The organism is Geodermatophilus sp. SYSU D00742 (assembly GCF_054049935.1).
In genome coordinates this window covers 1-22,956 of the sequence record NZ_JBJGYJ010000051.1, presented here as the reverse complement: position 1 = coordinate 22,956, position 22,956 = coordinate 1, and the positions used below count along the sequence as shown (strand labels likewise).

The window sequence follows — 22,956 nt, the reverse complement described above, 5'->3', positions numbered from 1 at the left end:
GTTACGGCGGCCATGGCGAGAGGGAAACGCCCGGTCTCATTCCGAACCCGGAAGCTAAGCCTCTCAGCGCCGATGGTACTGCCCTGGAGACGGGGTGGGAGAGTAGGACGCCGCCGGACAACCATTCACGGAACGGGGGTCAGAGCCACGTGCTCTGGCCCCCGTTCTCGTGCGTCCGCGCTCTTTCCTGCCAGCACCCGTGCGTGCCGGACCGATCTTCGAGGTAGGCACACAGACATGACTTCCCCACGTCGCGGCGCCGGCGGTTCCGGCGGACGAGACGGCGCCCGAGGTGGCCGTGGCGGCGGTCCGTCGCGGCCTCAGGGCGGCGGCGGGCAGCGCGGCGGACAGGCTCCCTGGCAGGGGCGGCGACCCAGCGGGGGGAGCTCCGGTGGCCCGCGTCGTCCGGACCGGCAGGAGCGGCGTCCCGGAGACGAGGGCGGCGGCCAGGACCGTCCGCAGGAACGCGACCGTTCCCCGGGGAGCCGGGCCAGCGGTGCGTCGGGCGAGCGGCCCGATCGGGGCGGTGCGCGGGGCGACTGGCGCGACCGCCGTCCGACGGGGGACCGTGGGCCGCGCCCGGACCGGGGAGCCGCGGAGCGAGGTCGTGGGGGCCCTTCCCAGGAGGGTCGCGCCGGACGCCCCGGCTCCGCCGGGGGCAACGGGAGAGACCGTCGTCCCGAGGGTGGGCGTCCCCAGCGACCCGCCGGTGACCGGAGGGAGTGGCAGGACCGCCGTCCCGAGGGTGGGCGCCCGCAGCGACCCGCCGGTGACCGGAGGGAGTGGCAGGACCGCCGTCCCGAGGGTGGGCGCCCGCAGCGACCCGCCGGTGACCGGAGGGAGTGGCAGGACCGCCGTCCCGAGGGTGGGCGTCCCCAGCGGCCCGCCGGTGACCGGAGGGAGTGGCAGGACCGCCGTCCCGAGCGTGACCGTCCTCAGCGGCCGGAGTCCGCTCGGGGGGACTGGCGTGACCGTCGTGCGGAGTCCGACCGTCCTCGGGGGGACCGTCCGCAGTGGTCGGATGGTCCCCGGCGTCCCTCCGGGGACGCTCCGCGGGCGGAGCGACCGCAGCGTTCCCCCGGGGAGGCCCCGCGCTCCCGGCCGTCGGGTGCCGGGGGTGGCCATCAGCACCGTGCGGAGCGGGCCGCGGGTGGCTGGCAGGAGCGTCGGCCCCAGCGGTCGGCCGGCGGGGACCGTGGCGGCGACTGGCGGGAGCGACGGCCTTCCGATGACCGTCGGGGGCGGCCGGACGGGCGGCAGCGCGCGGTGGGGGTGCAGGAGCGCACGCCGCCGCTGCCGACCGGCCCTGCCCTGCCGGAGTGGGCGGACGCACGCGATCTCGACCCGGCCGTGCGGCAGGCCCTGCGCGGCCTCGAGTCGCGCAACGCCGAGCGGGTGGCACGGCACCTCGTGGCTGCCGGGACACTCGTCGACGAGGACCCAGAGGAGGCGCTGGCCCACGCCCGTGCGGCGCGGGACCGTGCCTCGCGCATCGCCGTGGTACGGGAGGCCGTCGGCGTCGCCGCGTACCACGCCGGTGACTACGCCGAGGCCGCGCGCGAGCTGCGGGCCTACCGGCGCATGACCGGCGACGAGGGGTACCGCGCGGTCCTGGCCGACTGCGAACGGGCCCTCGGCCGCCCGGAGGTGGCGCTCCGCCTCGTGCGCGAGGCGCTGGCCGACCAGCCCGACGCCGAGGAGAGCGTCGAGCTCACGCTGGTGGAGGCCGGCGCGCGGCAGGACCTCGGGGAGGTGCCCGCTGCGCGGCTGGTGCTGGAGGGCGCGCTCGGGGGACGGCCGCGACCGGACTCCGTCGACCTCACCCAGCCCGCCACCCGGCGCCTCGCGGAGGCCTATGCCCAGCTGCTGGCCGCCGGCGGCGCCGGCGACCTCGCCGCGGAGTGGTCGGACGCCATCACCGCGCACACCCCCGAGGAACTCGACGTCGAGTTCTCGGAGGAGGACCTCCCCGAGGACACCATCGCGGCCGGCCAGGTCGGAGTCGACACGGCAGACGGCCGCGACGAGGTCGTCGAGCCGATCCGGGCGGACGAACGGGTCCCGGAGGCGGCGGCGGAGCACGACGCGACCACCGAGGCCGGCGAGTCGGCGGCTCCGGAGGACGAGCTGGACCTGTCCGAGGACATCGAGGCGGAGGTCGCCGAGCTGCTCGGGGAGACCGACGTGCCGGACGACGACGCCCAGCACTGAGCACCGACACCGTCTCCGGTCCCCGTCCACACCCGCGCCCGGCGTCCACAGACCGGCGGTGCAGCTGGGGCGGGGACCGTCCGGCGGAGAGGCTGCCGTCATGAGCGTGGCAGTCATCGACCGGAACGACGTGGTGCTCCGCGGGCGGTTGTCCGCCCCGGCCGAGCCGAGGGAACTGCCCAGCGGGGACACGCTGGTCACCTTCCGCCTGGTGGTGCGGCGGCCGGAGCCCCGGGCCCGTGGCCGGTCCGTCGACGTCCTGACCTGTGTCACCTACGACCGGGGTCTCCAGCGCCGGGTGGCCGCCTGGGAACCCGGCGACGTCGTGGAGGTGGAGGGGGCGCTGCAGCGGCGCTTCTGGCGCACCCCCAACGGAACGGCCTCGGTCTGCGAGGTCAACTGCCGGCGCGGCCGGAAGGTCCCACGTGCCTCGGGAGCCGACGTCGCGACGGCGTGACCGGCTCAGTCCGAGTGCGGGCGCAGCACCAGGCCCGTGCGGGGCTTGGGGACGAACAGGGTCGACTTGCGGGGCATGCGCGCCCCGGCCCGGGCCACCGCCGCGACGTCGGCCGGCGACGGGCCGCGCAGCAGCACGGCGACCCCGCGCCGGGCCGCCGCACCGGTCAGCGCCTCCTGCACCGTGTGCGCCACCAGCACCGACCCCGGGCCGTCCGGGCGACCCCACAGCGCCTGGAAGAGGCCGTGGTGGGCCAGGACGACGTCCAGGCGCCGCCACGCCGCCGGCGCCTCGGGCGGCACGGCAGCGCGGAGCTGCGCGGTCGGGTCGCTGAGCCGGACCAGCCGGGAGCCGTCGCTGAGCAGCAGTCCCCGTTCCGACGGGTCGGCGAGCCAGCGGTGCACGGCCCCGGCGAGGCCGGCTGCCGGGACGTCGGCGAGGTCGGCGACGGCGAAGCCGCGTGTCGCGGCGGAGAGTGCGTCGTCGAGGTGCAGGTCGGGCACCACGCGGTGGATGGCGTGCACCCGCAGCCCGCCCGGGCCCATGGGCGTGAGCAGTGCCAGTACGGCCTGGGCCCCCGGCGTCCCCGGTCGGCTGCGGGCGTGGGCCTGCGCCGCGGCGAAGCGGTGGTGACCGTCGGCGATGACCGCGGACGTGCGTCCCAGCGCCGCGACCAGCCGACCGACCAGGCCCGGGTCGGTCACTCGCCACAGGCGGTGCGCGACGCCGTCGGCATCGGCGACGACGAGGTCCGGCTCGACCGTGCGGGCAGCGTCGGTGAGCTCCGGCACCTCCGGGTCGGGGTCGTGGGCGAGCACGATCGGCTCGAGGTCGGTGTCGGTCGCGGCGAGGAGCGCGCGCCGGCCCTCGACGGCGACGGGATAGGTGTCCTCGTGCGGCAGCACCGCCCGGGAGCCGGCAGGGGGCAGGGCCACGGCCGCCAGCCACCCCAGCGTGGCCGGTGTGCCGTCGGGCTGGCGCATCTCGTAGACCCACAGGCCGGGGGAGGCGTCGCGGGTCAGCACGCCCTCGGCCTCCCACGCGGAGAGGGTCCGTGCGGCCTGCTCCGCCGAGCGGTGCGCCGCGTCGTCCCCGGTCGCGCCGGGTACCGGCGGCACGTGGGGGAGGATGAGTCGGACGACGTTGTGCGGGTCGGCCGCGGCCAGGCGCTCCCGGCCCTCGGGAGTCACCAGGTCGTACGCTGGCGAGCTCACCCGGGCCAGATGCCCGGGGTCTCGTCGCCGGTAGGTCAGGGCGCGGAAGGGCCGGACCTCGAGCCCCGTCGCTGTGGGGGGCGGGGCGTCCGCCGACGACGAGGGCACGAGGGAATCGTAGGAGCGGGTCGCCCCGGTACGCGGTCCCGGCCGGTCCCGGCGACGGGCCGGGGGCGCGGACCGGCGGCGGACCAGCGGACCGAGGGGGCAGGCGTGGCCGACGTGGGGGCTCCCGACGGGGACGTCTACGACTGGTACCAGCGCGGGCTGCAGCTGCTCGCCAACCGCGACCCGGCGGCGGCGGCGACGCTCCTCGGCCGGGCGGTGGAGGCCGAACCCGGTTCCCGCAGCCTCCTGGAGGCACTGGCACGGGCCCAGTACGACGCCGGGCGCTACCAGGAGGCGATCGGCACGTTCAGTGAACTCATCAGCCGCAACCCCACCGACGACTACGCCCAGTTCGGGTTGGGGCTCGCGGCCAGCCGGGCCGGCGACCTGGAGCTCGCCGCCGAGCACCTGGCGCTCGCCGTCGCGATGCGTCCCGACCTGGGTCACTACTCGCGCGCGCTGCGGGGCGTCCGGGCTCGCCGGACCAGGGGGACGGCGTGAGCGGCGGCCCGCCGTCGCTGGCCGCCGGCTGCCCGGATCGGCCCACCGCGGTCTTCGACGTCGCGCTGCTCGACCTCGACGGCGTGGTGTACGTGGGCCCCGATGCCGTGCCCGGGGTCCCCGCGGCGCTGGCCCGGGCGCGCTCGGAGGGCATGCGCCTGGGTTTCGTCACCAACAACGCCGCGCGCACACCGGAGGACGTCGCCCGGCACCTGTCCGACCTCGGCATCCCGGCGGTCGGCGGCGACGTGATCACCAGTTCCCAGGCCGCGGCGTCGGTCGTGGCGGAGCGGCTCGGACCCGGTGCCCGGGTGCTGCCGGTCGGCGGCCCCGGCGTCCGCGCCGCCCTGCTGGCCGCGGGCCTGACCGCCGTGGAGCGGGCCGAGGACGGTCCCGCGGCCGTCGTCCAGGGCTACGGCCGGGAGGTGGGCTGGGCGCAGCTGGCCGAGGCCGTCGTCGCCATCCGCAACGGTGCCGAGCACGTGGCCACCAACACCGACGCGACGATCCCGTCACCCCGCGGCCCGCTACCCGGCAACGGCGCGATGGTCGGCGTGGTCAGCACGGTCACCGGTCGATCCCCGCTGGTGACCGGGAAGCCCGATCCGGCGATGCACGCCGAGTGCGTCCGTCGCACGGGCGCGCGGCGTCCGCTGGTCGTCGGCGACCGGCTCGACACCGACATCGAGGGTGGGCGCCGCGCGGGAGCGGCGAGCCTGCTGGTGTTCAGCGGCGTCACCGATCCGGCCGGCCTGCTCGCCGCCCCTCCGCAGCAGCGACCGGACCTGCTGGCGGCCGACGCCTCGGGGATGCTCTCCGCCCACCGGCCGGTGGTCGCCGCCGGCGCCGGCTGGCGTTGCGGCGACTGGGTGGCACGGCCGATGGGGGAGGACGGCCGGATGGAGCTGGCCTGCGACGCGGCCCCCGCCGCCCGCGGGGACGGGCTCGACGGGCTGCGCGCGCTGTGCGTGGCGCACTGGAGCGTCCACCCGGACGACGCGGCGCCGCTGGTGGCTCGGGCGGCCGACGACGCCTCCGCCGCCGCGCTGGCGCGGTGGTTCCCGGGTGCGCTCCCGTGACCGGTGGACCGGAGCCCTGGAGCCGCCGGTGCTCAGAGCAACTTGCGCAGCCGCAGCAGGTCGCGCAGCCCGGCCTCGAGCTTCACCCGTCCCGTGGCCCACGCCGGACCGAAGGAGAGCCGCCCGTCGGTGAGGGCGACCAGGTCGTCGCTGCTCATCGTCAGCCGGATGTCGGCCTTCTCCAGGGACTGGTCCTCCGGCTCGGCACGCAGCTCGTGCACCGCGCCACGGGAGAGCCGTCCGCGGACCATCTGCCCGAGGTCGGGCAGCCGGCAGGACAGGCTGCGGTCGAGGCCCTCGGCGGCCGGGTTGGCCGCGAGGTCACCGAGGATGCTCTTGAGGGCGGTCATGCACTGCTCCATCGTGGCCACGCGGGCGTGCCTCCATCGCGCGAGGGGACCGGGAGGGCGAACGCTATCCCCCCGTCCGCGACCCGTGCGCGTCGTCCCCGGCCGGTAACCTCGCGGGCCGGGACGACCCGCCGGGCGGCGCCCGCCGCCGGAGGCCGTCCGTCGCATCGGCGCAGCAGCGCAGCGCGCACACCCATCCACCGGAGAGGCGAGCGATGACCGAGCCGAGCCGACCGCGACCGGTCCCCGGTCCGCCGCGCCCCGGCCCGCGTCCGGCGCCCGGCCCGCCCGAGCCGGCGACAGGCGCTGCGCCGGTCGGGACGCCGCCGGAGGCGCAGGGCCGGGACGCGGCCGGCCAGCAGTCCCCCGGCGCCACGCCGGACGGGACGGGGGGAACGGCCTTCGCCGACCTCGCCCAGCGGCCGCCGGCCGAGCACGTGGCCGTCTTCGAGGCCGAGCACGCCCGGCTGCAGCGCGAGCTCGCCACGATCGACCAGCTCTGATGGTCCGCCGCAGCCGGCTCGACGCGGAGCTCGTGCGGCGTGGCCTGGCCCGGTCCCGCGAGCACGCCGTCGCGCTCATCACCGAGGGCCGGGTCGCCGTCTCCGGGCGCGCCGCCACCAAGCCGGCCACCGCCGTGGACCCCAACACCCCCGTCGTCGTGCGCACGGACCCCGACGCGCCGAGCTGGGTCTCCCGCGGCGCACACAAGCTCCTGGGCGCCCTCGAGGCCTTCCCGGTCCCGGTGGAGGGCCGCCGCGCGCTGGACGCCGGCGCCTCGACCGGCGGCTTCACCGAGGTCCTCCTGCGCCGCGGAGCCCGCGAGGTCGCCGCCGTCGACGTCGGGTACGGCGAGCTGGCCTGGTCGTTGCGCACCGACGAGCGGGTGACCGTGCTCGAGCGCACCAACGTGCGGTCCCTGACGCCGGAGCAGATCGGCGGGCCGGTCGACCTCGTCGTCGCCGACCTCTCCTTCATCTCCCTGCGCCTGGTGCTTCCCGCGCTCACCGCCTGCGCCACGGCCGAGGCGGACCTCCTGCCCATGGTCAAGCCGCAGTTCGAGGTGGGGCGGGAACGGCTCGGCGCCGGCGGAGTGGTGCGCGATCCGGCCCACCGGCAGGACGCCGTCCTCGAGGTCGCCCGCGCGGCCGCGGAGCTCGGCTGGGGCACGGCCGGTGTGGTCGCCAGCCCGCTGCCCGGGCCGGCCGGCAACGTCGAGTTCTTCCTGTGGCTGCGCCGCGACGCCGGCCCCCCGCAGGAGGACGACGTGCGCCGGGCCGTCGAGGAAGGACCATCGTGAACCAGCGGCCCAGCCGGCCGACCGGCGCCACCGAGGAGGACCAGTGAGCGAGCTCGCGAGGTCACGCCAGGACACCGCACCGACCGGCACCCCACCCACCAGCGCCGGCGAGGAGGAAGCGTGACAGAGGTCAGCCCCACCCTGTGGGCGCCCAGCGGGAGCAGGCACGTCCTGCTCACCGTGCACACCGGCCGGCAGGACATCGTGGAGCTGGCCCGCAGCTCCGCCGCCCGCCTGGCCAAGGCCGGCATCACCGTGCGGCTGCTCGAGGAGGAGGCGTCCGACCTCGGCATCGAGGGCGCCCACGTGGTGCCCGCCGACGCCGAGGCCGCCCGGGGCGCCGAGATCGTCATGGTCTTCGGCGGGGACGGCACCTTCCTGCGCGCCGCTGAGTTGGCCCACCACAGCAACGCCGCGCTCATGGGCGTCAACCTCGGCCGGGTCGGTTTCCTCGCCGAGACCGAGCCGGAGGCGGTGGAGGAGACCCTCACCGCCATCGAGCGCTGCGAGTACTCGGTGGAGAAGCGCATGGCCATCGAGGTCGACGTGCTGGACGACAAGGGCACCGTGGTCGGCGGCACCTGGGGCCTCAACGAGGTCTCGGTGGAGAAGATGGAGCGCTCCCGGGTGCTCGACGTCGTGCTGGCCATCGACGGCCGGCCGCTGACCAGCTTCGGCTGCGACGGGATCCTCTTCTCCACGCCCACCGGCTCCACCGCCTACGCCTTCTCCGCCGGCGGCCCCGTGGTGTGGCCCGACGTCGAGGCGGTGCTCGTGGTGCCGTCCAACGCCCACGCGCTGTTCTCCCGGCCACTGGTCACCTCGCCGGACTCGGTGCTCACCGTCGCGATCCCCGCCGACGGGAACCGGGCGCGGGTCTCCGCCGACGGACGCCGGGTGCTGGAGGTGCCCGAGGGCGGCCGGGTCGACGTCCGGCGGGCCGGCCGGCCGGTCCGGATCGCCCGCGTGCACAAGGCCACGTTCGGCGACCGGCTGGTGGCCAAGTTCGGCCTGCCCGTCCGCGGCTTCCGCGACGCGCGCACGCACGACCCGGGCCACGAGCTGACCCCCACGCGCAACGTCCTGACCCGCGGCGTGGTCGGCGGGGACACCGGGAGGGAGGACCGCGGTGGCGGCACGGACGACGACGCGTGAGCCCCGCCGGAAGGCGGCGGCCGCACCCGGCGCGGCGCAGGCGCCTGGTGCGACGGGGGCGGTCCCCGGCGAGGCCGGACCGGCGGCCGGCCAGCCCGCGCAGGCAGCCGCCGCCGCGGGGACGCCCGCCCGTCGTGGCCGGCTGACCGAGTTGCGCATCCGCGGGCTGGGCGCGATCGACGACGTCACCCTCGAGCTCGGCGACGGGCTCACCGTGGTCACCGGCGAGACGGGCGCCGGCAAGACGATGGTCGTCACCGGCCTCACGCTGCTGTTCGGTGGCCGCGCCGATCCGGGTCGGGTGCGGGCCAACGGCCGTGCCGGGGTGGAGGGCCGGCTGGCACTGCCGGCGGACTCGCCGGTGTGGGAGCGGGCGACCGACGCCGGCGCCGACCCGGACGACGACGGCAGCCTGATCCTCGCCCGCACAGTGAGCGCCGAGGGGCGGTCGCGGGCGCACCTGGGCGGACGCAGCGTGCCGGTGGGCGTGGTCGCCGAGCTCGCCGAGGGCCTGCTGGCGGTGCACGGGCAGAGCGACCAGCTGCGGCTCTCGCGCCCCGCCGAGCAGCGCCGCGCGCTGGACCGCTACGCCGGTGCCGACCACCTCGCGCTGCTCGACCGCTACCGCGAGGCCTACGGCCGCTGGCGCCAGCTGGCCGCCGACCTCGACCGCCGCCGTGGCCAGGCGCGCGAGCTCGCCCAGGCGGCCGACGTCCTCAGGCACGGGTTGGAGGAGATCGACGCCGTCGCTCCCGAGCCGGGGGAGGACCAGGAGCTGGACGCGCAGGCGCGGCGGCTCAGCGACGCCGACGCGCTGCGCGCCGCCGCCGACGAGGCGCGCATGGCGCTGGTCGGCGACGTGACCGGGGACCTCGTCGGCGAGGACCTGCCGCAGGACGCGAGCGCGGCGCTGGCCATCGCCGAGCGCGCGCTGGCCGCCTCCGACGACCCCACGCTGGTGATGCTCGCGCAGGACCTCTCCGACGCCGTCGCGGTCGTCTCCGACGTCGCCGGCCAACTGGCCACCTACGTCGCCGACCTGGACGCCGACCCGGCACGGCTGGCCGAGGTGATGGACCGGCGCGCGGCGATCACCGCACTGGTGCGCAAGTACGCCGACGTGGGGGAGGGCGCCACCGGCGTGCTGGCGTGGGCGGAGGACGCCCGCCGGCGGCTGGCCGAGCTCGACGTCTCCGACGAGGCACTGGAGGCGCTGGAGGCCGAGCGCGACGCCGCCCGTGCGGAGGTGGCCGAGCTGGGCGCGCAGGTGTCGGCCGGCCGGCGGGCCGCCGCGGACGGGTTCGCCGCCGAGGTGGGGCGGGAGCTGGCCGGGCTGGCGATGAAGAGCGCCCGCGTCTCCTTCTCCGTCGACAGCGACCCGGACGCGCCGGGGCCGGAGGGCATCGACGAGGTGGCCCTGCTCATGGCCGCCCACCCGGGGGCGCCGCCCCGCCCCGTGCACAAGGGCGCCTCCGGCGGTGAGCTCTCCCGCGTGATGCTCGCGATCGAGGTGGTCTTCGCCGGTGCCGACCCCGTGCCGGTCATGGTGTTCGACGAGGTGGACGCCGGCGTCGGCGGGCAGGCTGCCGGGGAGATCGGCCGGCGGCTGGCCCGCCTGGCCCGCCAGCACCAGGTCGTCGTGGTCACGCACCTGGCCCAGGTCGCGGCGTTCGCCGACACCCACCTGGTCGTCGACAAGTCCCCGGACACCGGTGCCGGCGTCACGGCCACCGACATCCGCGCCGTCGACGGGGAGGACCGGGTGCGCGAGCTGGCACGGATGCTGTCCGGGCTCACCGACAGCGACACCGGGCAGGCCCACGCCCGGGAACTGCTGGCGGTGGCCGCGGAGGCCCGCTCGGTGGCCTAGCCGCGGCGTGGTGGCCCGGCCGGGCCCCGCACCGGGCCCGTCCCGGTGGAGCGGGGCACCGCGGGCGGTGCCGGCGCGTGCACCCGGCCGGGTGACCGCGGTCACGCTCGCGCGCCCGCCCGGGCGACGGGAGGAGTGGCGACGCCGCGGCCGGGGTAGGCGTCGGTCGTGCGCAACCGATGCCAGGTCAGAGTCGACCACCCCGCGGCCCGCCCGACCGGCGGTACGGCCCGGTGAGCTGCTTCTCCTCCGCCGACGAGTCGGCGCACTACGGCTTCTCCGTCTGCATGCTCCTCCAGCACTACCGCGAGCAGCTGAACTGGGTGGAGGAGGGCGTGGTCGAGCTCGGCACCGGTGACGCCACCGCCATCGCCGACGTCGTCGCCGGGCTTCCGGAGCTGCGGGTGCGCAGCTTCGACATCAGCGCCCCGTCGGTCGACCGGGCACGGGAGAACATCGCCGCCCGCGGCGTTTCCGACCGCTACACCGTGGAGCTCGGCGACTTCTTCGACGGAGCGGACTCCGCGGGGTCCCCGGCCGTGTCCACCGTGATCGCCAACCCGCCCTACATCCCCGCGCCGGACCGCGACATCCTCATGCCCGAGCTCTGGGGCGGCGTGCACGGCAACGACCTGGTGCTGCAGCTGCTCAAGGCCGGCTACCGCAACGTCGTCGTCGCCGTGCCCAGCTACTCCGACCCGGCCGGCACCGTGGCCACCGCGGGCGACCTCGGCTACCGGGTCGCCAACTTCCTGGCCATGGGGCTGGACTACGGGCCCTACAGCTCCGAGCCGAAGGTGCGCGAGCACATCCGCCGGATGTGCGCCGAGGGCCGCGGCTGGGCGGGGGACGACGAGTACATGGTCGCCGTCGCCCTGTTCACGCAGGACCCCGGCATCCCCGGCGACCGGTCGGCCCAGCTGCTCGGGGCGCTGCAACTGCCGGTCTGAGCCCCCGGGTCAGCGGCGCTTGGCGTACCCGGCCAGCCCGAACTGCAGCAGGGCCAGCCCGCGCTCGCCGCGGGCGCGCAACTCGGCGGTGAGCGCGGGGCCGGTGACCCCGGCCAGCACCCGGTCACGGGCCAGCTCCAGCAGCGCCGCGTACAGGCCCAGCACCGCGTGCGCGGCCAGCCACGGGGCCAGCTCGCCGGGCTCGGGGCGGGTCTCCTCGGCGATCAGCTCGGCCAGCGCCGTGGTCAGCTCGCCCAGGATCTCGCGCTCGCGCACCTGCAGCGTGTGGCTGCCGCGGATGATCCGCGCCATCTCCGCCACCCCGGCCGCCGCCTCCGGGGCGCCCAGCCCGCTCATGGCCCGGACGACGAAGGTGCCCGCCGCCGCGGTCACCGACTCCCCGGCCGGCCGGGTGCGCACCGCGTCGAGCAGCGCGGCCCGCATCGGCGGATCGGCCTCGAAGACCAGGCCCTCCTTGACCGGGAAGTGGTTGAACACCGTCTTCTCGACCACGCCCGCCCGCTGGGCGATCTCCACCACACTGACCGCGTCGAAGCCCCGCTCGGCGAAGAGCTCGGCGGCGGCGTCCACGATCGTCGCCCGGGTCTGCTGCCGGCGGCGCTCGCGCAGCCCCGGCCCCCGCAGCGCCCGTCGGCTGCGCCGCCCGCCCCGGGCCGGCTCGGCCGGGGTGGTGGCCGGCGACGCCGGGGGTGCGGGCGCCGTGGCCCCGGGCAGCGGCGTGGCGTCGGTGTCGGCGTCCTCACCGGGCACCGGGGTGCCCTCGGCGGCGGGGCCGTCGCCCCGCACGTCGTCCGGCAGGGGATCGTCGGCCGGCCCGCCGTCGTCCAGCACGCCGTCGGGCAGCACGTCGTCCGCGAGCACGTCGTCCTCGGAGGTCCGGCCGACCGTGTGCGCGCCTCGTGTCACCCACGCAACGCTAGACAGCCGACCTGGACGCCCCGGCGGGCCGCCCGCAGGAGTCGCGCCCGGCGTGTCGCGGTTTCCGTGGTGTCGGACACGTAGCGTGACGGAACGGTCGCCCCTGCGCGTCGGAGGACGGCGGGCCGGAGCGCCCGTGGGAGGGTGTAGGCCATGCGCATCGGCTCCCTCCGTCGTGGCCGGGCCCCGGAGTCGGCTCCCGGAGTGGTGGCCGGCACCGTGCGGCTGGACCGCCGGACGAAGAACCTCACCAAGCGCCTGCGCCCCGGTGACGTCGCCGTCATCGACCACGTCGACATCGACCGCGTGAGCGCGGACTCCCTCGTCGCCTGCAAGGTCGCCGCGGTCGTCAACGCCTCCGCCAGCACCTCCGGTCGCTACCCGAACCTGGGGCCGGAGATCCTCACCAACGCCGGCATCCCCCTGGTCGACAACGTCGGCAAGGAGGTGCTCTCCGCGGTCAAGGAGGGCGCCCAGGTCCGCCTGGACGGCGACACGCTGCTGCTCGACGACGGCACCGTCCTGGCCAAGGGCACCCTGCAGACCCCGGAGACCGTCGCCGAGGCGATGGCCGAGGCCAAGGCCGGCCTGTCCACCCAGTTGGAGGCGTTCGCCACCAACACGATGGAGTACATGAAGCGCGAGCGGGCGCTGCTGCTCGACGGCGTGGGCGTGCCCGACGTCACGACGCAGATCGAGGGCCGCCACGTGCTCGTCGTCGTCCGCGGCTACGACTACAAGGAGGACCTCCAGGCCCTCCGGCCCTACATCCGCGACTACCGGCCGGTGCTCATCGGGGTCGACGGCGGGGCCGACGCGCTCAAGGAGGCCGGCTACCAGCCGGACATGATCATCGGGGACATGGACTCGGTCAGCGACGACGTCCTGCGCTGCGGCGCCGAGGTCGTCGTCCACGCCTACGCCGACGGCCGGGCCCCGGGGCTGGCCCGGGTCCAGGACCTCGGCGTCGACGCCATCACCTTCCCGGCCGCGGCCACCAGCGAGGACATCGCGATGCTGCTGGCCGACGAGAAGGGCGCCAAGCTCATCGTCGCCGTCGGCACCCACGCCACGCTGGTGGAGTTCCTCGACAAGGGTCGCGGCGGCATGGCCTCGACCTTCCTCACCCGGCTGCGGCTGGGCGGCAAGCTCGTCGACGCCAAGGGCGTCAGCCGGCTGTACCGCAGCCGCATCTCCACCACCGCGCTGGTCGTGCTGGTGCTCGCCGCCTTCGTGGCGATCGGGTCGGCGCTCGCGGTGTCCGCGGCCGGCCGCGTCTACTTCGAGCTGCTGCTCGACCAATGGAACAGCTTCGTGTTCTGGCTGGAGAACCTCTTCTCGTGATCGACTTCCGCTACCACCTGGTCTCGCTGATCGCGGTGTTCCTGGCCGTGGCGCTCGGGATCGTCATCGGCACCACGGCGCTCAACCAGCCGATCCTCACCGACCTGGAGCGCCAGGTCGACGCGCTCGCCGCCGACAAGCGGGCGCTGGAGGACCAGGCCCGCGACCTGCAGACCCAGCTGGACACCGGCGACGCCTTCGAGGAGGCCGTCGCACCTTCCCTGGTCGCCGGCAGCCTCGCCGGCCGCAGCATCGTCCTCGTGGCGACCGGTGAGGACGTCGAGGCCGACACCGTCGAGGAGGTCTCGACGCTCGTGACCCAGGCCGGCGGCACGGTCACCGGCACCCTGCGCCTGCAGCCGGAGTACAGCGACCCGGCGACGGCCGCCAACCTGCAGAGCTACGTCACCGGCCCCGGCCTGCCCACCGGGCTGACCCTCCCCGAGACCGACGACACCGGCCAGCTGGTCGGGTCGCTGCTGGCGCAGGTCCTCATGCGGCCGGCCGGCGGGGCGCCGGCACCGGACACCGCCGCGCTCTCCTCGGTCCTCGCCGGGCTCTCCGCCCTGGAGGTGCTCACCCAGGAGTCGCCGTCGGTCACCCCGGCCGACTACGCCGTCGTCCTCACCGCCGGCGCCTTCCCCGACGAGGAGGCCGAGGACCGCACCGGCGCCCTGGTCGACCTCGCGGTCGCGCTGGACGCCGCCGGCTCCGGTGCGGTCGTCGCCGGGGACGCCGCCAGCGCACGGGACACCGGCCTGGTCGGCGTCATCCGCGCCGACCCGGAGGTCTCCGCTGCCGTCTCCACCGTCGACAACGTCGACGCCTCCGCCGGCCGGATCAGCACGGTGCTGGCCCTCGGGCGCGAGAGCGAGGGCACCTCGGGCAAGTACGGCACCGGCGAGGACACCCAGCCGGTGCCCCCGGTCCCCGCCGCCACCCCGTGACCCGCCGGTCCGACGGCGGCGCCCGGCGACGGGCGCTGCTGGCACTGGGCGGCGCCGTGGCGGCGCGCGCGGCGCTGGCGGTCGCCGCCGCCGTCACCGCGCGTCCGGCCGGGGCGCGGTGGCGGCGCACCAACTACGCCGGCCGCCCGGTCACCCTGCTCGGCGGTCCCGCGCTGGCGCTCGCCGCGACCGCCGGCGCGGCCGCCGGCGCACCGGCCGGGACCCGCGCCGCCACCGTCCTGGCCGGCACCGCCTCCGCGCTGGTGGGGGCCTACGACGACCTCGCCGGCGCCCGCCCCGAGCAGGCCCGCGACAAGGGCCTCGCCGGCCACCTCGCCGCGCTGCGTGCCGGGCGGGTCTCGGCCGGCGCGGTCAAGGTCGCCGGCATCGGCGCGGCCGCCGCGGCATCGGCCCTGCTCATGGCGGGTGGGCGTGGTGCACGAGGCGGGCACGGCCCCGGGGCGCTCGCCGACGCCGTCCTGACCACCGGCCTGGTGGCCGGCACCGCGAACCTGGTGAACCTGCTGGACCTGCGCCCCGGCCGCGCGGCCAAGGCCGCGGCCCTGGTGGCGGCCGCCGGGCTGCGCGGGCCCGCCGGCCCCCTCGTCGCCGGCCCGCTGGGCGCCAGCCTCGCCGTCCTGCCGGCGGACCTGGGGGAGCGGGTCATGCTCGGTGACTGCGGCGCCAACTCGGTCGGTGCCCTGCTCGGGCTGCGGCTGGCCGCGATCCCGGGGCGCCCGGCCCGCACGGGTCTGCTGGCCGCGGTGGTCGCGCTGACCCTGGCCAGCGAGGCGGTCAGCTTCACGGAGGTCATCGAGGCCACGCCGGGACTGCGGGAACTGGACCGGCTCGGCCGCCGTCGCGCATGACGCGGCGGCAGGTCCTCCACGGGGTCGCCGGCGCCGCCGCCCTCATCGCCGTCCTCACCGTGCTGGCCCGGCTGGCGGGCTTCGCCCGGACGCTGGTCTTCACCAACACCGTCGGCGCCGAGAGCACCGGGGACACCTACCTGGCGGCCAACAACGTCCCCAACATCGTCTTCGAGGTCGTCGCGGGCGGGGCGCTGGCCGGCCTCGTCGTCCCGATGCTCGCCGGGGGCATCGCCGCCGGTGACCGCGAGCAGGTCCGCCGCACCGCGTCGGCGCTGCTCGGCTGGAGCCTGCTGGTGCTGACCCCGCTGGCCGTGCTGCTGGCCGTCCTCGCCGAACCGGTCGCGCGGCTGCTGCTCGGCTCCGGCGACGCCGCGCAGGTCGACCTCGCCGCCCGCTTCCTGCTCGTCTTCGCCCCGCAGGTCGTCCTCTACGGCGTCGGCATCGTGCTGACCGGCGTGCTGCAGGCCCACCGCCGCTTCGCCGCCCCCGCGCTGGCGCCGCTGCTGTCCAGCGTCGTGGTGGCCTCGGCCTACCTGGTCTTCGCCGGCATCGGGGGCAGCCGGTCGGTCGGCGACCTCTCGACGCCCGCGGAACTGGTCCTGTCGGTGGGGACGACGCTCGGCGTGGTGGCCCTCACCGTCAGCCTGCTGCCGGCCCTGCGGCGACTGGGCCTGGGACTGCGGCCGTCGCTGCGCTTCCCGGTCGGCGCCGCGCCGCGGGTGCGCCGGCTGGCGGTGGCCGGCGTGCTCACCCTGGCCGGGCAGCAGCTGGTGGCAGCGGTGGCGATCCGGCTGGCCAACGCCGGCGCCCCCGACGGCACCCAGGTCGTCTACGCCGCGGGCCTCACCCTGTTCCTGGTGCCCTGGGCGGCCCTGGCGGTGCCGCTGGCCACCTCGGCCTACCCGGGGCTGGCCGAGCGCGCCGGGGTGGGCGACGAGGCGGGCTTCCGCCGGGCGCTGGCCCCGGCCGCGGTCCTCGTCCTGGTCGCCTCGATGGCCGCCGCAGCGGTGCTGGTGGCCGTCGCTGGGCCGATGGCGCGGGTGTTCCTCACCGGGGAGCCGCCGGCCACCGTCGCCGCGCTGCGCGACACGATCGTCGCCTTCGCCCCGGGGCTGCCCGGCTACGGGCTGGTGGCGCTGCTCAGCCGGGCGCTCTACGCCCGCGGGCTGTGGAGGTCCCCGACGGCCTGCGTGCTCGGCGGCTGGCTGCTCGCGGTCGCCGCCGACCTGGCGCTGTCGGCCGCCCTGCCGGCCGCCGACCGCGGCGCCGCGCTCGCGGCCGGGCACAGCGTCGGGGTCACCGTCGCCGGGCTGACGCTGCTGGCCGTCGTCGCCCGGGTCGCCGGCCCCGCCGCGCTGGCCGGCGTGGTCCGGACCGGGCTGCCCGCGCTGGTCGCCACCGGTGCCGGCGGCGCCGCGGGGCTGCTCACCGCCCGGGCGCTGGGCGCCGACCCCGTGCCCGAGGGCAGCCTGCTGTCGGTGGTGGGCGCCGGGGTGCTCGCCGCGGCGGTGGCGCTCGCCGTCGTGGCGGCGGTCATGATGGGAACGGCGCGCGGGCCCCTGCGGGCGGCCGTGCGCGGGCTGCGGACGTCGGACCGGGAGGTGCACGGTGACTGAGCCGCTCCGGGGCCGCCGGGTGGCCGAGGTGCTCGCCACCAGCACCGGCGGGGTGGGCACCCACGTGCGGGCGGTGCTGCCGGCGCTGCTGGCCGCCGGCGCGGACGTGGACGTCTGCGGGCCGGCTGCCACCGAGCAGCTGTTCGGCTTCACCGCGACCGGCGCCGGATTCAGCCCGGTCGGGATCTCGGCGGGCCTGGCCCCGGCCGCCGACGCCCGGGCCGTCGCCGCGCTGCGCCGGGCCACCGCCGGCGCCGACCTCGTGCACGCCCACGGGCTGCGCGCCGGCCTGGTGGCGGCCGCGGCGCGCCGGCTGGGGGACGGTCGGCGGCCGCTCGTGCTCACCCTGCACAACGCGCTCCCGGACGGCGGCGGCCCGCTGCGCCGGGTCCTCCGGGCGGCGGAGCGCGCCACCGTCCGGAGCGCGGACCTGGTGCTGGCCGCCTCCGGCGACCTCGCCGAGAACGCCTGGCGGCAGGGCGCCCGCGACGTGCGGGTGGCGCCGGTGTCCGCTCCGCCGCTGCCGCCACCGGGCCGGCCCGCCGCCGAGGTGCGCGCGGACCTCGGTGTGCCCGACGGGCGCCCGCTGGTGGTGGCCGTGGGCCGGCTGCACCCGCAGAAGGGCTACGACGTCCTGCTCGACGCGGCTGCCACGTGGGCCACGGATACGCGGCTCCAGGCCCCGCCGCTGGTCGCCGTCGCCGGCGACGGGCCGCTGCAGCAGGAGCTGGCCGGCCGCATCGCCGCCGAACGGCTGCCGGTGACCCTCCTCGGCCGCCGCACCGACGTCGCCGACCTGCTCGCCGCCGCCGACCTGTGCGTGCTGCCGTCGGTGTGGGAGGCACGGTCGCTGACCGCCCAGGAGGCGCTGCGCTCGGGGACGCCCCTGGTCGCCACCCGCACCGGCGGGCTGCCCGAGCTGCTCGGGGACGGCGCCGAGCTGGTCCCGGTGGGGGACGCCGCGGCGCTGGCCGAGGCCGTCACCGGGCTGCTGACCGACCCGGACCGCGCCCGGCGGCTGGCCGAGGCCGGCACCCGGCAGGCCGCGACCTGGCCCGACGAGGCGGCCACCGCCCGCCAGCTGGTCGCCGTCTACCGCGAGCTGCTCGGGCCGCCGGGCGCCGGCGCCCGATGACACCGCTGCGCCGGGTCGCCGCGCTGCTGGCCGTGGTCCTCGCCCTGCTGCTCGCCGGCGGCGGGACGACGGCCTCCGCGGCACCCGCCCCGGAGGCCACCGCCGACCGCGTGCTCGTGGTCGGCGTCCCCGGCCTGGTGTGGAGCGACCTGGACCCCGAGGCCACCCCGGACCTGTGGGCCCTGGCCGAGGACGCGCCGGTCGGCGCCGTCTCCGTGCGCGCCGCCCGCGCCACCAGCTGCCTGCTCGACGGGTGGGCCACCCTCGGCGCGGGCAACCGGGCCCGCTTCCCCGCGCCGGACGAGTCGATCCCGCCGGTGCCGCTGCCCACCGTGCCGCTGCCCGGGGAGGCACCCGGCACCGACGGCGGGGGTGCCGGTGCCGAGGAGGCACCGACCGACGACGCCGTCCCCGAGGAGGACCAGGCCCCCGCCGTCCCGCCGGCCGCGCCCTCGCTGTCGCACTGCGGGCTGCAGGAGCGGCTCGCGGCCGCCGGGCTGACCGACCCGCAGGCGGCGGTCGCCGCGGTGGCGGCCGACCGGGGCACCGCCCGCTTCGGCGCGGAGCCGGCCGCGCTCGGCGCCGCGGTCGGCTGCGCCACCGTCGTGGGGCGTGCACCCGCGCTCGCCGTCGCCGCGCCCGGCGTCGAGCTCACCCAGCGGGAGGGGCTGCCCGCCGACCCCGGCCTGGTCGCCGAGCTGCTGACCGGCTGCCCGCTGACGCTGGTGTCCCTCGACCCGCTCGTCGACGCCGGTGAGGCCGACCTCGAGAGCAGCGACACCGGCACCGAGCCGCAGCCCCGGGCCTCCGCCGTCGCCGCGATCGACGCCGCCGTCGGCCGGCTGGCCGCCGCCGTCGACACCGTCCCGGGGGAGACCCTGCTGCTGCTGCAGGGCGTCTCGGAGGTCAACGACGGCCGCCCGCAACTGCACGTCGGCATCGCCACCGGCCCGGGCTTCGAGGAGGCCGGCTGGCTGAGCTCGGCGAGCACCGGCCGGGCGCCGTTCACCCAGCTCATCGACGTCGCCCCGACCGTGCTCGGCGCCCTGGGTCTGGACGTGCCGGCGTCGATGAACGGCCAGCCGCTGCGCGTGGCCGGTGAGCGGCCACCGCTGGCGGAGGCGGTCGACGTCCTGGAGCGGGCGAACACGACCGCCGCGGTCCACTACCGCAGCACCGGCGCGTTCTTCTGGGGCCTGGTGGCGGTGGACGCCGCCGTGGTCGGGCTGGGCCTGCTGGTGGCCGGCGGCCGGCGCCGCGACCGGGCGCCGCGGCCGGCGGGGGAGTGGCTGCGCTTCGCCGTGCGCCCCGTGGCGCTGGGGGCCGCGGCGCTGCCCGTGGCCACCTACCTGGCCGGGCTGCTGCCGTGGGAGGGGACCGGTGCGCCGCGTCTGGCGCTGGCCGGGTCGGTGGTGCTGACCGCCGCCGCGGTGACGGCGGTGGCCGCGCTCGGCCCGTGGCGCACCTCCCGCCTCGGCCCGCCGGCGGCCGTCCTGACGATCACGCTGGCCACCCTCGTCGGCGACGTGCTGACCGGGTCGCACCTGGAACTGGGCGGGCTGCTCGGCTACGACGCGATCGTCGCCGGCCGCTTCACCGGGTACGGCAACCTCAGCTTCGGCCTGCTGGCGGTGAGCTCGCTGCTGCTCACCGCGTTCGCGGCGGCGGCCGCCGGGCGGCGGGCCCCGGCGTCCCGGGCGCGGGCCGTGGTGGCCGGCGTCGTGCTGGGGGCGGGTGCCCTCGTGGTGCTGGTGATCGGCACCCCCGCGCTCGGGCGCGACTTCGGGGGCGTCCTCGCGGCACTGCCCGGGTTCCTGCTGCTGGCGATGCTGCTCACGCGCACCCGCGTGACGCTCACCCGGCTGGTCGGGGTGCTGGCCCTCGCCGTGGTCGCCGTCGGCACGCTCGCGGTGCTCGACTGGCTGCGCCCCGCGGGGGACCGCAGCCACCTGGGCCGCTTCGTCGAGCAGGTGCTGACCGGCGAGGCGTGGACCGTGGTCGGCCGCAAGGCCCAGGCCAACCTCGACATCCTGCTCGGCAGCCCGCTGGCCTGGGTGCTGCCGGTGGCGCTGGTCGGGGCGGTGTGGCTGGTCCGCCCGGCCGGGGGACGGTGGGGCGGGTGGGTGCAGGGACTGCTGCCGGGGCCGCTGCGCGGTCCCGGGCTGCTGCGCGGCCGGCGGGACCTGCTCGCCGCCGAGGACCTCGCCACGCTGCGGGCCGGGCTGCTGGCGGTCGCGCTGAGCCTGGCGGTCGGCGCGGCGGTCAACGACTCCGGCGTCGCGCTCCCGGCGACCGCGGCGTCCCTGCTGGTGCCGCTGCTGGTCTGGCTGGCCGCGGCGCCGCGCGCCACCGGCCGCGAGGGGGACGAGGTGGCCCACCGCACCCCCGGTCCCGACCCGGTCGCCGGGCCGGATCGTGTTACGGTCGTCTCCCGTGGATCGACCGTCTGGAACGCGTGACCTCGGGCTCCTCCACAACTCCCAGCCGACGAAGTTCGTCTTCGTCACCGGTGGAGTTGTCTCCTCTCTCGGCAAGGGCCTGACGGCCAGTTCCCTCGGGGCCTTGCTGTCCAGCCGTGGTCTGCGGGTGACCATGCAGAAGCTGGACCCCTACCTCAACGTCGACCCCGGCACGATGAACCCCTTCCAGCACGGCGAGGTGTTCGTCACAGAGGACGGCGCCGAGACCGACCTGGACATCGGCCACTACGAGCGCTTCCTCGACACCGACCTGACCGGGCGGGCCAACGTCACCACCGGCCAGGTGTACTCCGACGTGATCGCCAAGGAGCGGCGCGGCGAGTACCTCGGCGACACCGTGCAGGTCATCCCGCACATCACCAACGAGATCAAGGGCCGCATCATGGCCGGCGCCGACTCGGCCGAGCGGGTGGACGTCGTCATCACCGAGATCGGCGGCACCGTCGGCGACATCGAGTCGCTGCCCTTCCTCGAGGCCGCCCGCCAGGTGCGGCACGAGATCGGCCGCGACAACTGCTTCTTCCTGCACATCTCCCTGGTGCCCTACATCGCGCCGTCGGGGGAGCTGAAGACCAAGCCGACCCAGCACTCGGTCGCCGCGCTGCGCAGCATCGGCATCCAGCCCGACGCGCTGGTCTGCCGGTCGGACCGGGAGATCGGCACCGGGCTCAAGCGCAAGATCAGCCTGATGTGCGACGTCGACGCCGAGGGCGTCATCTCCTGCCCGGACGCGCCGTCGATCTACGACATCCCGAAGGTCCTGCACCGCGAGGGCCTCGACGCCTACGTCGTCCGCCGGCTCGGGCTGCCGTTCCGGGACGTCGACTGGACGGTCTGGGGTGACCTGCTCGACCGGGTCCACGCGCCCAGGCAGACGGTCACCATCGCGCTGGTCGGCAAGTACATCGACCTGCCCGACGCCTACCTGTCGGTCACCGAGGCGCTGCGGGCCGGCGGGTTCGCCCACCGCAGCCGGGTGGAGATCCGCTGGGTGCCCTCCGACGACTGCCAGACCCCCGAGGGGGCGGCGCACGCCCTGGCCGGGGTCGACGGCGTCTGCATCCCCGGCGGGTTCGGCGTCCGCGGCATCGACGGCAAGCTCGGCGCGATCCGCTACGCCCGCGTCAACGGCGTCCCGCTGCTGGGGCTGTGCCTGGGCCTGCAGTGCATGGTGATCGAGGCCGCGCGCAACCTGGCCGGCCTCGACGAGGCCAACTCCGCCGAGTTCGACCCCGAGACCCCCGACGCCGTCATCGCCACGATGGCCAGCCAGGTCGACGTCGTCGCCGGGCAGCGCGACATGGGCGGCACGATGCGCCTGGGCAGCTACCCGGCCGCCCTGCGGAAGGGCTCGGTCGTCGCGGAGGCCTACGGTTCGACCGAGATCACCGAGCGGCACCGGCACCGGTACGAGGTGGCCAACGCCTACCGCGACCGGCTGACCGACGCCGGCCTGGTGTTCTCCGGCACGTCGCCGGACGGGCTGCTGGTCGAGTTCGCCGAGCTGCCGCGGGAGGTCCACCCGTTCTTCGTCGGCACCCAGGCCCACCCGGAGCTGAAGAGCCGCCCGACCCGCCCGCACCCGCTGTTCGCGGCGTTCGTCCAGGCGGCGATCGACTTCTCCGAGTCCGCGCGCCTGCCGGTGCCGGTGGACGAGGCCGAGAAGGTCGGGATCTGAGGGTGACCGAGCTCGCGAGGTCACCGGGCAGCACGGCGTGGCCCGCCGTCAGGACGACGAGCGCCAGCGAGGTGGACTGATGGTGGAGCCCGCCCGGCCCGGGGAGTACGAGGTCCTCCGGACCGAGACCCTGCACGAGGGCCGGATCATCACCCTCGTCCGGGACACCGTCGCCATGCCCGGGGGCGGCCAGAGCGACCGGGAGGTCGTCCGGCACATCGGCGCGGTGTGCGTCGCCGCCGTGGACGACGAGGACCGGGTCGTCATGGTGCGCCAGTACCGTCACCCGGTCGGCGGCTACCTGTGGGAGCTGCCGGCGGGGCTGCGCGACGCCGACGGGGAGGCCCCGCTGGAGACGGCGAGGCGGGAGCTGGCCGAGGAGGCCGGTCTGGCCGCCGAGCGCTGGTCGCTGCTGGTGACCAGCTACAGCACCCCCGGCTTCTGCAACGAGCAGGTGCTGATCTACCTGGCCGAGGGGCTGTCGGAGGTGGACCGGCCCGAGGGCTTCGTCGTCGAGCACGAGGAGCTGGACATGACCGTGGAGCGGGTGCCGCTCGCCGACGCCGTCGCCCGTGTCCTCTCCGGGGGGATCCGCAACTCCTCGGCCGTCATCGGGGTCCTCGCCGCCGCCCAGGCGCGGGCGACGTCCCCGGCGCTGCGCCCGGCCGACGCCGGCTGACGCCGCGGGCCCGCGCCGTGGGGGGGGCGGGGGGGGGGGGGGGGCGGGGGCGGCCCGCGCGCGCCGCCACC

Annotated in this window: 20 protein-coding genes and 1 rRNA gene; 18 read left to right on the top strand and 3 right to left on the bottom strand. The window is 77.1% G+C overall.

Annotated elements, in window-relative coordinates:
* Positions 1-2 precede the first annotated feature (2 nt).
* The 3 genes from rrf to ACI78V_RS21930 all read left to right on the top strand — a co-directional run bounded on the left by rrf (position 3) and on the right by ACI78V_RS21930 (position 2,668).
* Positions 3-119, top strand: a 5S ribosomal RNA gene (gene rrf, locus ACI78V_RS21940).
* Positions 120-1,266: 1,147 nt separating this feature from the next.
* A complete protein-coding gene (locus ACI78V_RS21935; RefSeq protein WP_456854696.1) occupies positions 1,267-2,211 on the top strand; it encodes a tetratricopeptide repeat protein in 945 nt (314 codons plus the stop codon).
* Positions 2,212-2,311: 100 nt separating this feature from the next.
* Positions 2,312-2,668, top strand: a complete 357-nt coding sequence (locus ACI78V_RS21930) for a single-stranded DNA-binding protein (RefSeq protein ID WP_456854692.1) — start codon at positions 2,312-2,314, stop codon at positions 2,666-2,668.
* 5 nt (positions 2,669-2,673) lie between these two features.
* On the opposite strand, the gene ACI78V_RS21925 is transcribed toward ACI78V_RS21930, so the two are convergent.
* Entirely contained in the window at positions 2,674-3,882 is a 1,209-nt protein-coding gene (locus tag ACI78V_RS21925) for a DUF1015 domain-containing protein (protein ID WP_456854690.1), read from the bottom strand.
* A 213-nt stretch (positions 3,883-4,095) separates the two neighbouring features.
* Between ACI78V_RS21925 and ACI78V_RS21920 the strand changes: the two genes are divergently transcribed.
* Both ACI78V_RS21920 and ACI78V_RS21915 read left to right on the top strand, forming a co-directional pair.
* Complete coding sequence (locus ACI78V_RS21920) at positions 4,096-4,491, top strand: tetratricopeptide repeat protein (protein WP_456854688.1); 396 nt, start codon at positions 4,096-4,098, stop codon at positions 4,489-4,491.
* Positions 4,488-5,570, top strand: a complete 1,083-nt coding sequence (locus tag ACI78V_RS21915; protein ID WP_456854686.1) for an HAD-IIA family hydrolase — start codon at positions 4,488-4,490, stop codon at positions 5,568-5,570. Before ACI78V_RS21920 ends, ACI78V_RS21915 begins: the two co-directional genes overlap by 4 nt.
* Positions 5,571-5,602: 32 nt before the next feature.
* Here ACI78V_RS21915 and ACI78V_RS21910 read toward each other — a convergent pair whose 3' ends face one another.
* Positions 5,603-5,920, bottom strand: coding sequence for an alkyl sulfatase C-terminal domain-containing protein (locus ACI78V_RS21910; RefSeq protein WP_456854684.1), 318 nt, complete (start codon positions 5,918-5,920; stop codon positions 5,603-5,605).
* Positions 5,921-6,135: 215 nt separating this feature from the next.
* Here ACI78V_RS21910 and ACI78V_RS21905 point away from each other — a divergent pair, with 215 nt between their 5' ends.
* The 5 genes from ACI78V_RS21905 to ACI78V_RS21885 all read left to right on the top strand — a co-directional run bounded on the left by ACI78V_RS21905 (position 6,136) and on the right by ACI78V_RS21885 (position 11,195).
* A complete protein-coding gene (locus ACI78V_RS21905; protein ID WP_456854682.1) occupies positions 6,136-6,423 on the top strand; it encodes a hypothetical protein in 288 nt (95 codons plus the stop codon).
* Positions 6,423-7,220: a TlyA family RNA methyltransferase gene (locus ACI78V_RS21900; protein ID WP_456854680.1), complete on the top strand. Its 798-nt coding sequence runs from the start codon at positions 6,423-6,425 to the stop codon at positions 7,218-7,220. Before ACI78V_RS21905 ends, ACI78V_RS21900 begins: the two co-directional genes overlap by 1 nt.
* Before the next feature lie 120 nt (positions 7,221-7,340).
* Complete coding sequence (locus tag ACI78V_RS21895; protein WP_456854678.1) at positions 7,341-8,375, top strand: NAD kinase; 1,035 nt, start codon at positions 7,341-7,343, stop codon at positions 8,373-8,375.
* Positions 8,350-10,245 carry a DNA repair protein RecN gene (gene recN / locus ACI78V_RS21890; protein WP_456854676.1) on the top strand — a complete coding sequence of 632 codons (1,896 nt, stop codon included), beginning with the start codon at positions 8,350-8,352 and terminating at the stop codon, positions 10,243-10,245. The genes ACI78V_RS21895 and recN overlap by 26 nt, the downstream gene beginning before the upstream one ends.
* Positions 10,246-10,478: 233 nt before the next feature.
* A complete protein-coding gene (locus ACI78V_RS21885; RefSeq protein WP_456854673.1) occupies positions 10,479-11,195 on the top strand; it encodes a methylase in 717 nt (238 codons plus the stop codon).
* Positions 11,196-11,204: 9 nt separating this feature from the next.
* On the opposite strand, the gene ACI78V_RS21880 is transcribed toward ACI78V_RS21885, so the two are convergent.
* Entirely contained in the window at positions 11,205-12,122 is a 918-nt protein-coding gene (locus tag ACI78V_RS21880; protein WP_456854668.1) for a TetR/AcrR family transcriptional regulator, read from the bottom strand.
* Between the two features lie 165 nt (positions 12,123-12,287).
* Between ACI78V_RS21880 and steA the strand changes: the two genes are divergently transcribed.
* From steA to ACI78V_RS21840, 8 genes are all read left to right on the top strand, one after another.
* The gene (gene steA / locus ACI78V_RS21875) at positions 12,288-13,478 is read left to right on the top strand and encodes a putative cytokinetic ring protein SteA (protein ID WP_456854663.1); all 1,191 of its coding nucleotides are present in this window, start codon (positions 12,288-12,290) and stop codon (positions 13,476-13,478) included.
* Entirely contained in the window at positions 13,475-14,425 is a 951-nt protein-coding gene (locus tag ACI78V_RS21870; RefSeq protein ID WP_456854657.1) for a copper transporter, read from the top strand. Before steA ends, ACI78V_RS21870 begins: the two co-directional genes overlap by 4 nt.
* Positions 14,422-15,294 carry a hypothetical protein gene (locus ACI78V_RS21865; RefSeq protein ID WP_456854652.1) on the top strand — a complete coding sequence of 291 codons (873 nt, stop codon included), beginning with the start codon at positions 14,422-14,424 and terminating at the stop codon, positions 15,292-15,294. The genes ACI78V_RS21870 and ACI78V_RS21865 overlap by 4 nt, the downstream gene beginning before the upstream one ends.
* On the top strand, positions 15,291-16,913 hold the full coding sequence (murJ, locus tag ACI78V_RS21860; protein WP_456854650.1) for a murein biosynthesis integral membrane protein MurJ: 1,623 nt from the start codon (positions 15,291-15,293) through the stop codon (positions 16,911-16,913). Before ACI78V_RS21865 ends, murJ begins: the two co-directional genes overlap by 4 nt.
* The gene (locus ACI78V_RS21855) at positions 16,906-18,048 is read left to right on the top strand and encodes a glycosyltransferase family 4 protein (RefSeq protein ID WP_456854648.1); all 1,143 of its coding nucleotides are present in this window, start codon (positions 16,906-16,908) and stop codon (positions 18,046-18,048) included. The genes murJ and ACI78V_RS21855 overlap by 8 nt, the downstream gene beginning before the upstream one ends.
* Positions 18,045-20,507, top strand: a complete 2,463-nt coding sequence (locus ACI78V_RS21850; RefSeq protein WP_456854646.1) for a hypothetical protein — start codon at positions 18,045-18,047, stop codon at positions 20,505-20,507. The genes ACI78V_RS21855 and ACI78V_RS21850 overlap by 4 nt, the downstream gene beginning before the upstream one ends.
* Positions 20,482-22,206, top strand: a complete 1,725-nt coding sequence (locus tag ACI78V_RS21845; RefSeq protein ID WP_456854644.1) for a CTP synthase — start codon at positions 20,482-20,484, stop codon at positions 22,204-22,206. The genes ACI78V_RS21850 and ACI78V_RS21845 overlap by 26 nt, the downstream gene beginning before the upstream one ends.
* Positions 22,207-22,285: 79 nt before the next feature.
* Positions 22,286-22,885 carry an NUDIX domain-containing protein gene (locus tag ACI78V_RS21840; RefSeq protein ID WP_456854642.1) on the top strand — a complete coding sequence of 200 codons (600 nt, stop codon included), beginning with the start codon at positions 22,286-22,288 and terminating at the stop codon, positions 22,883-22,885.
* The last annotated feature ends 71 nt before the right edge of the window (positions 22,886-22,956 follow it).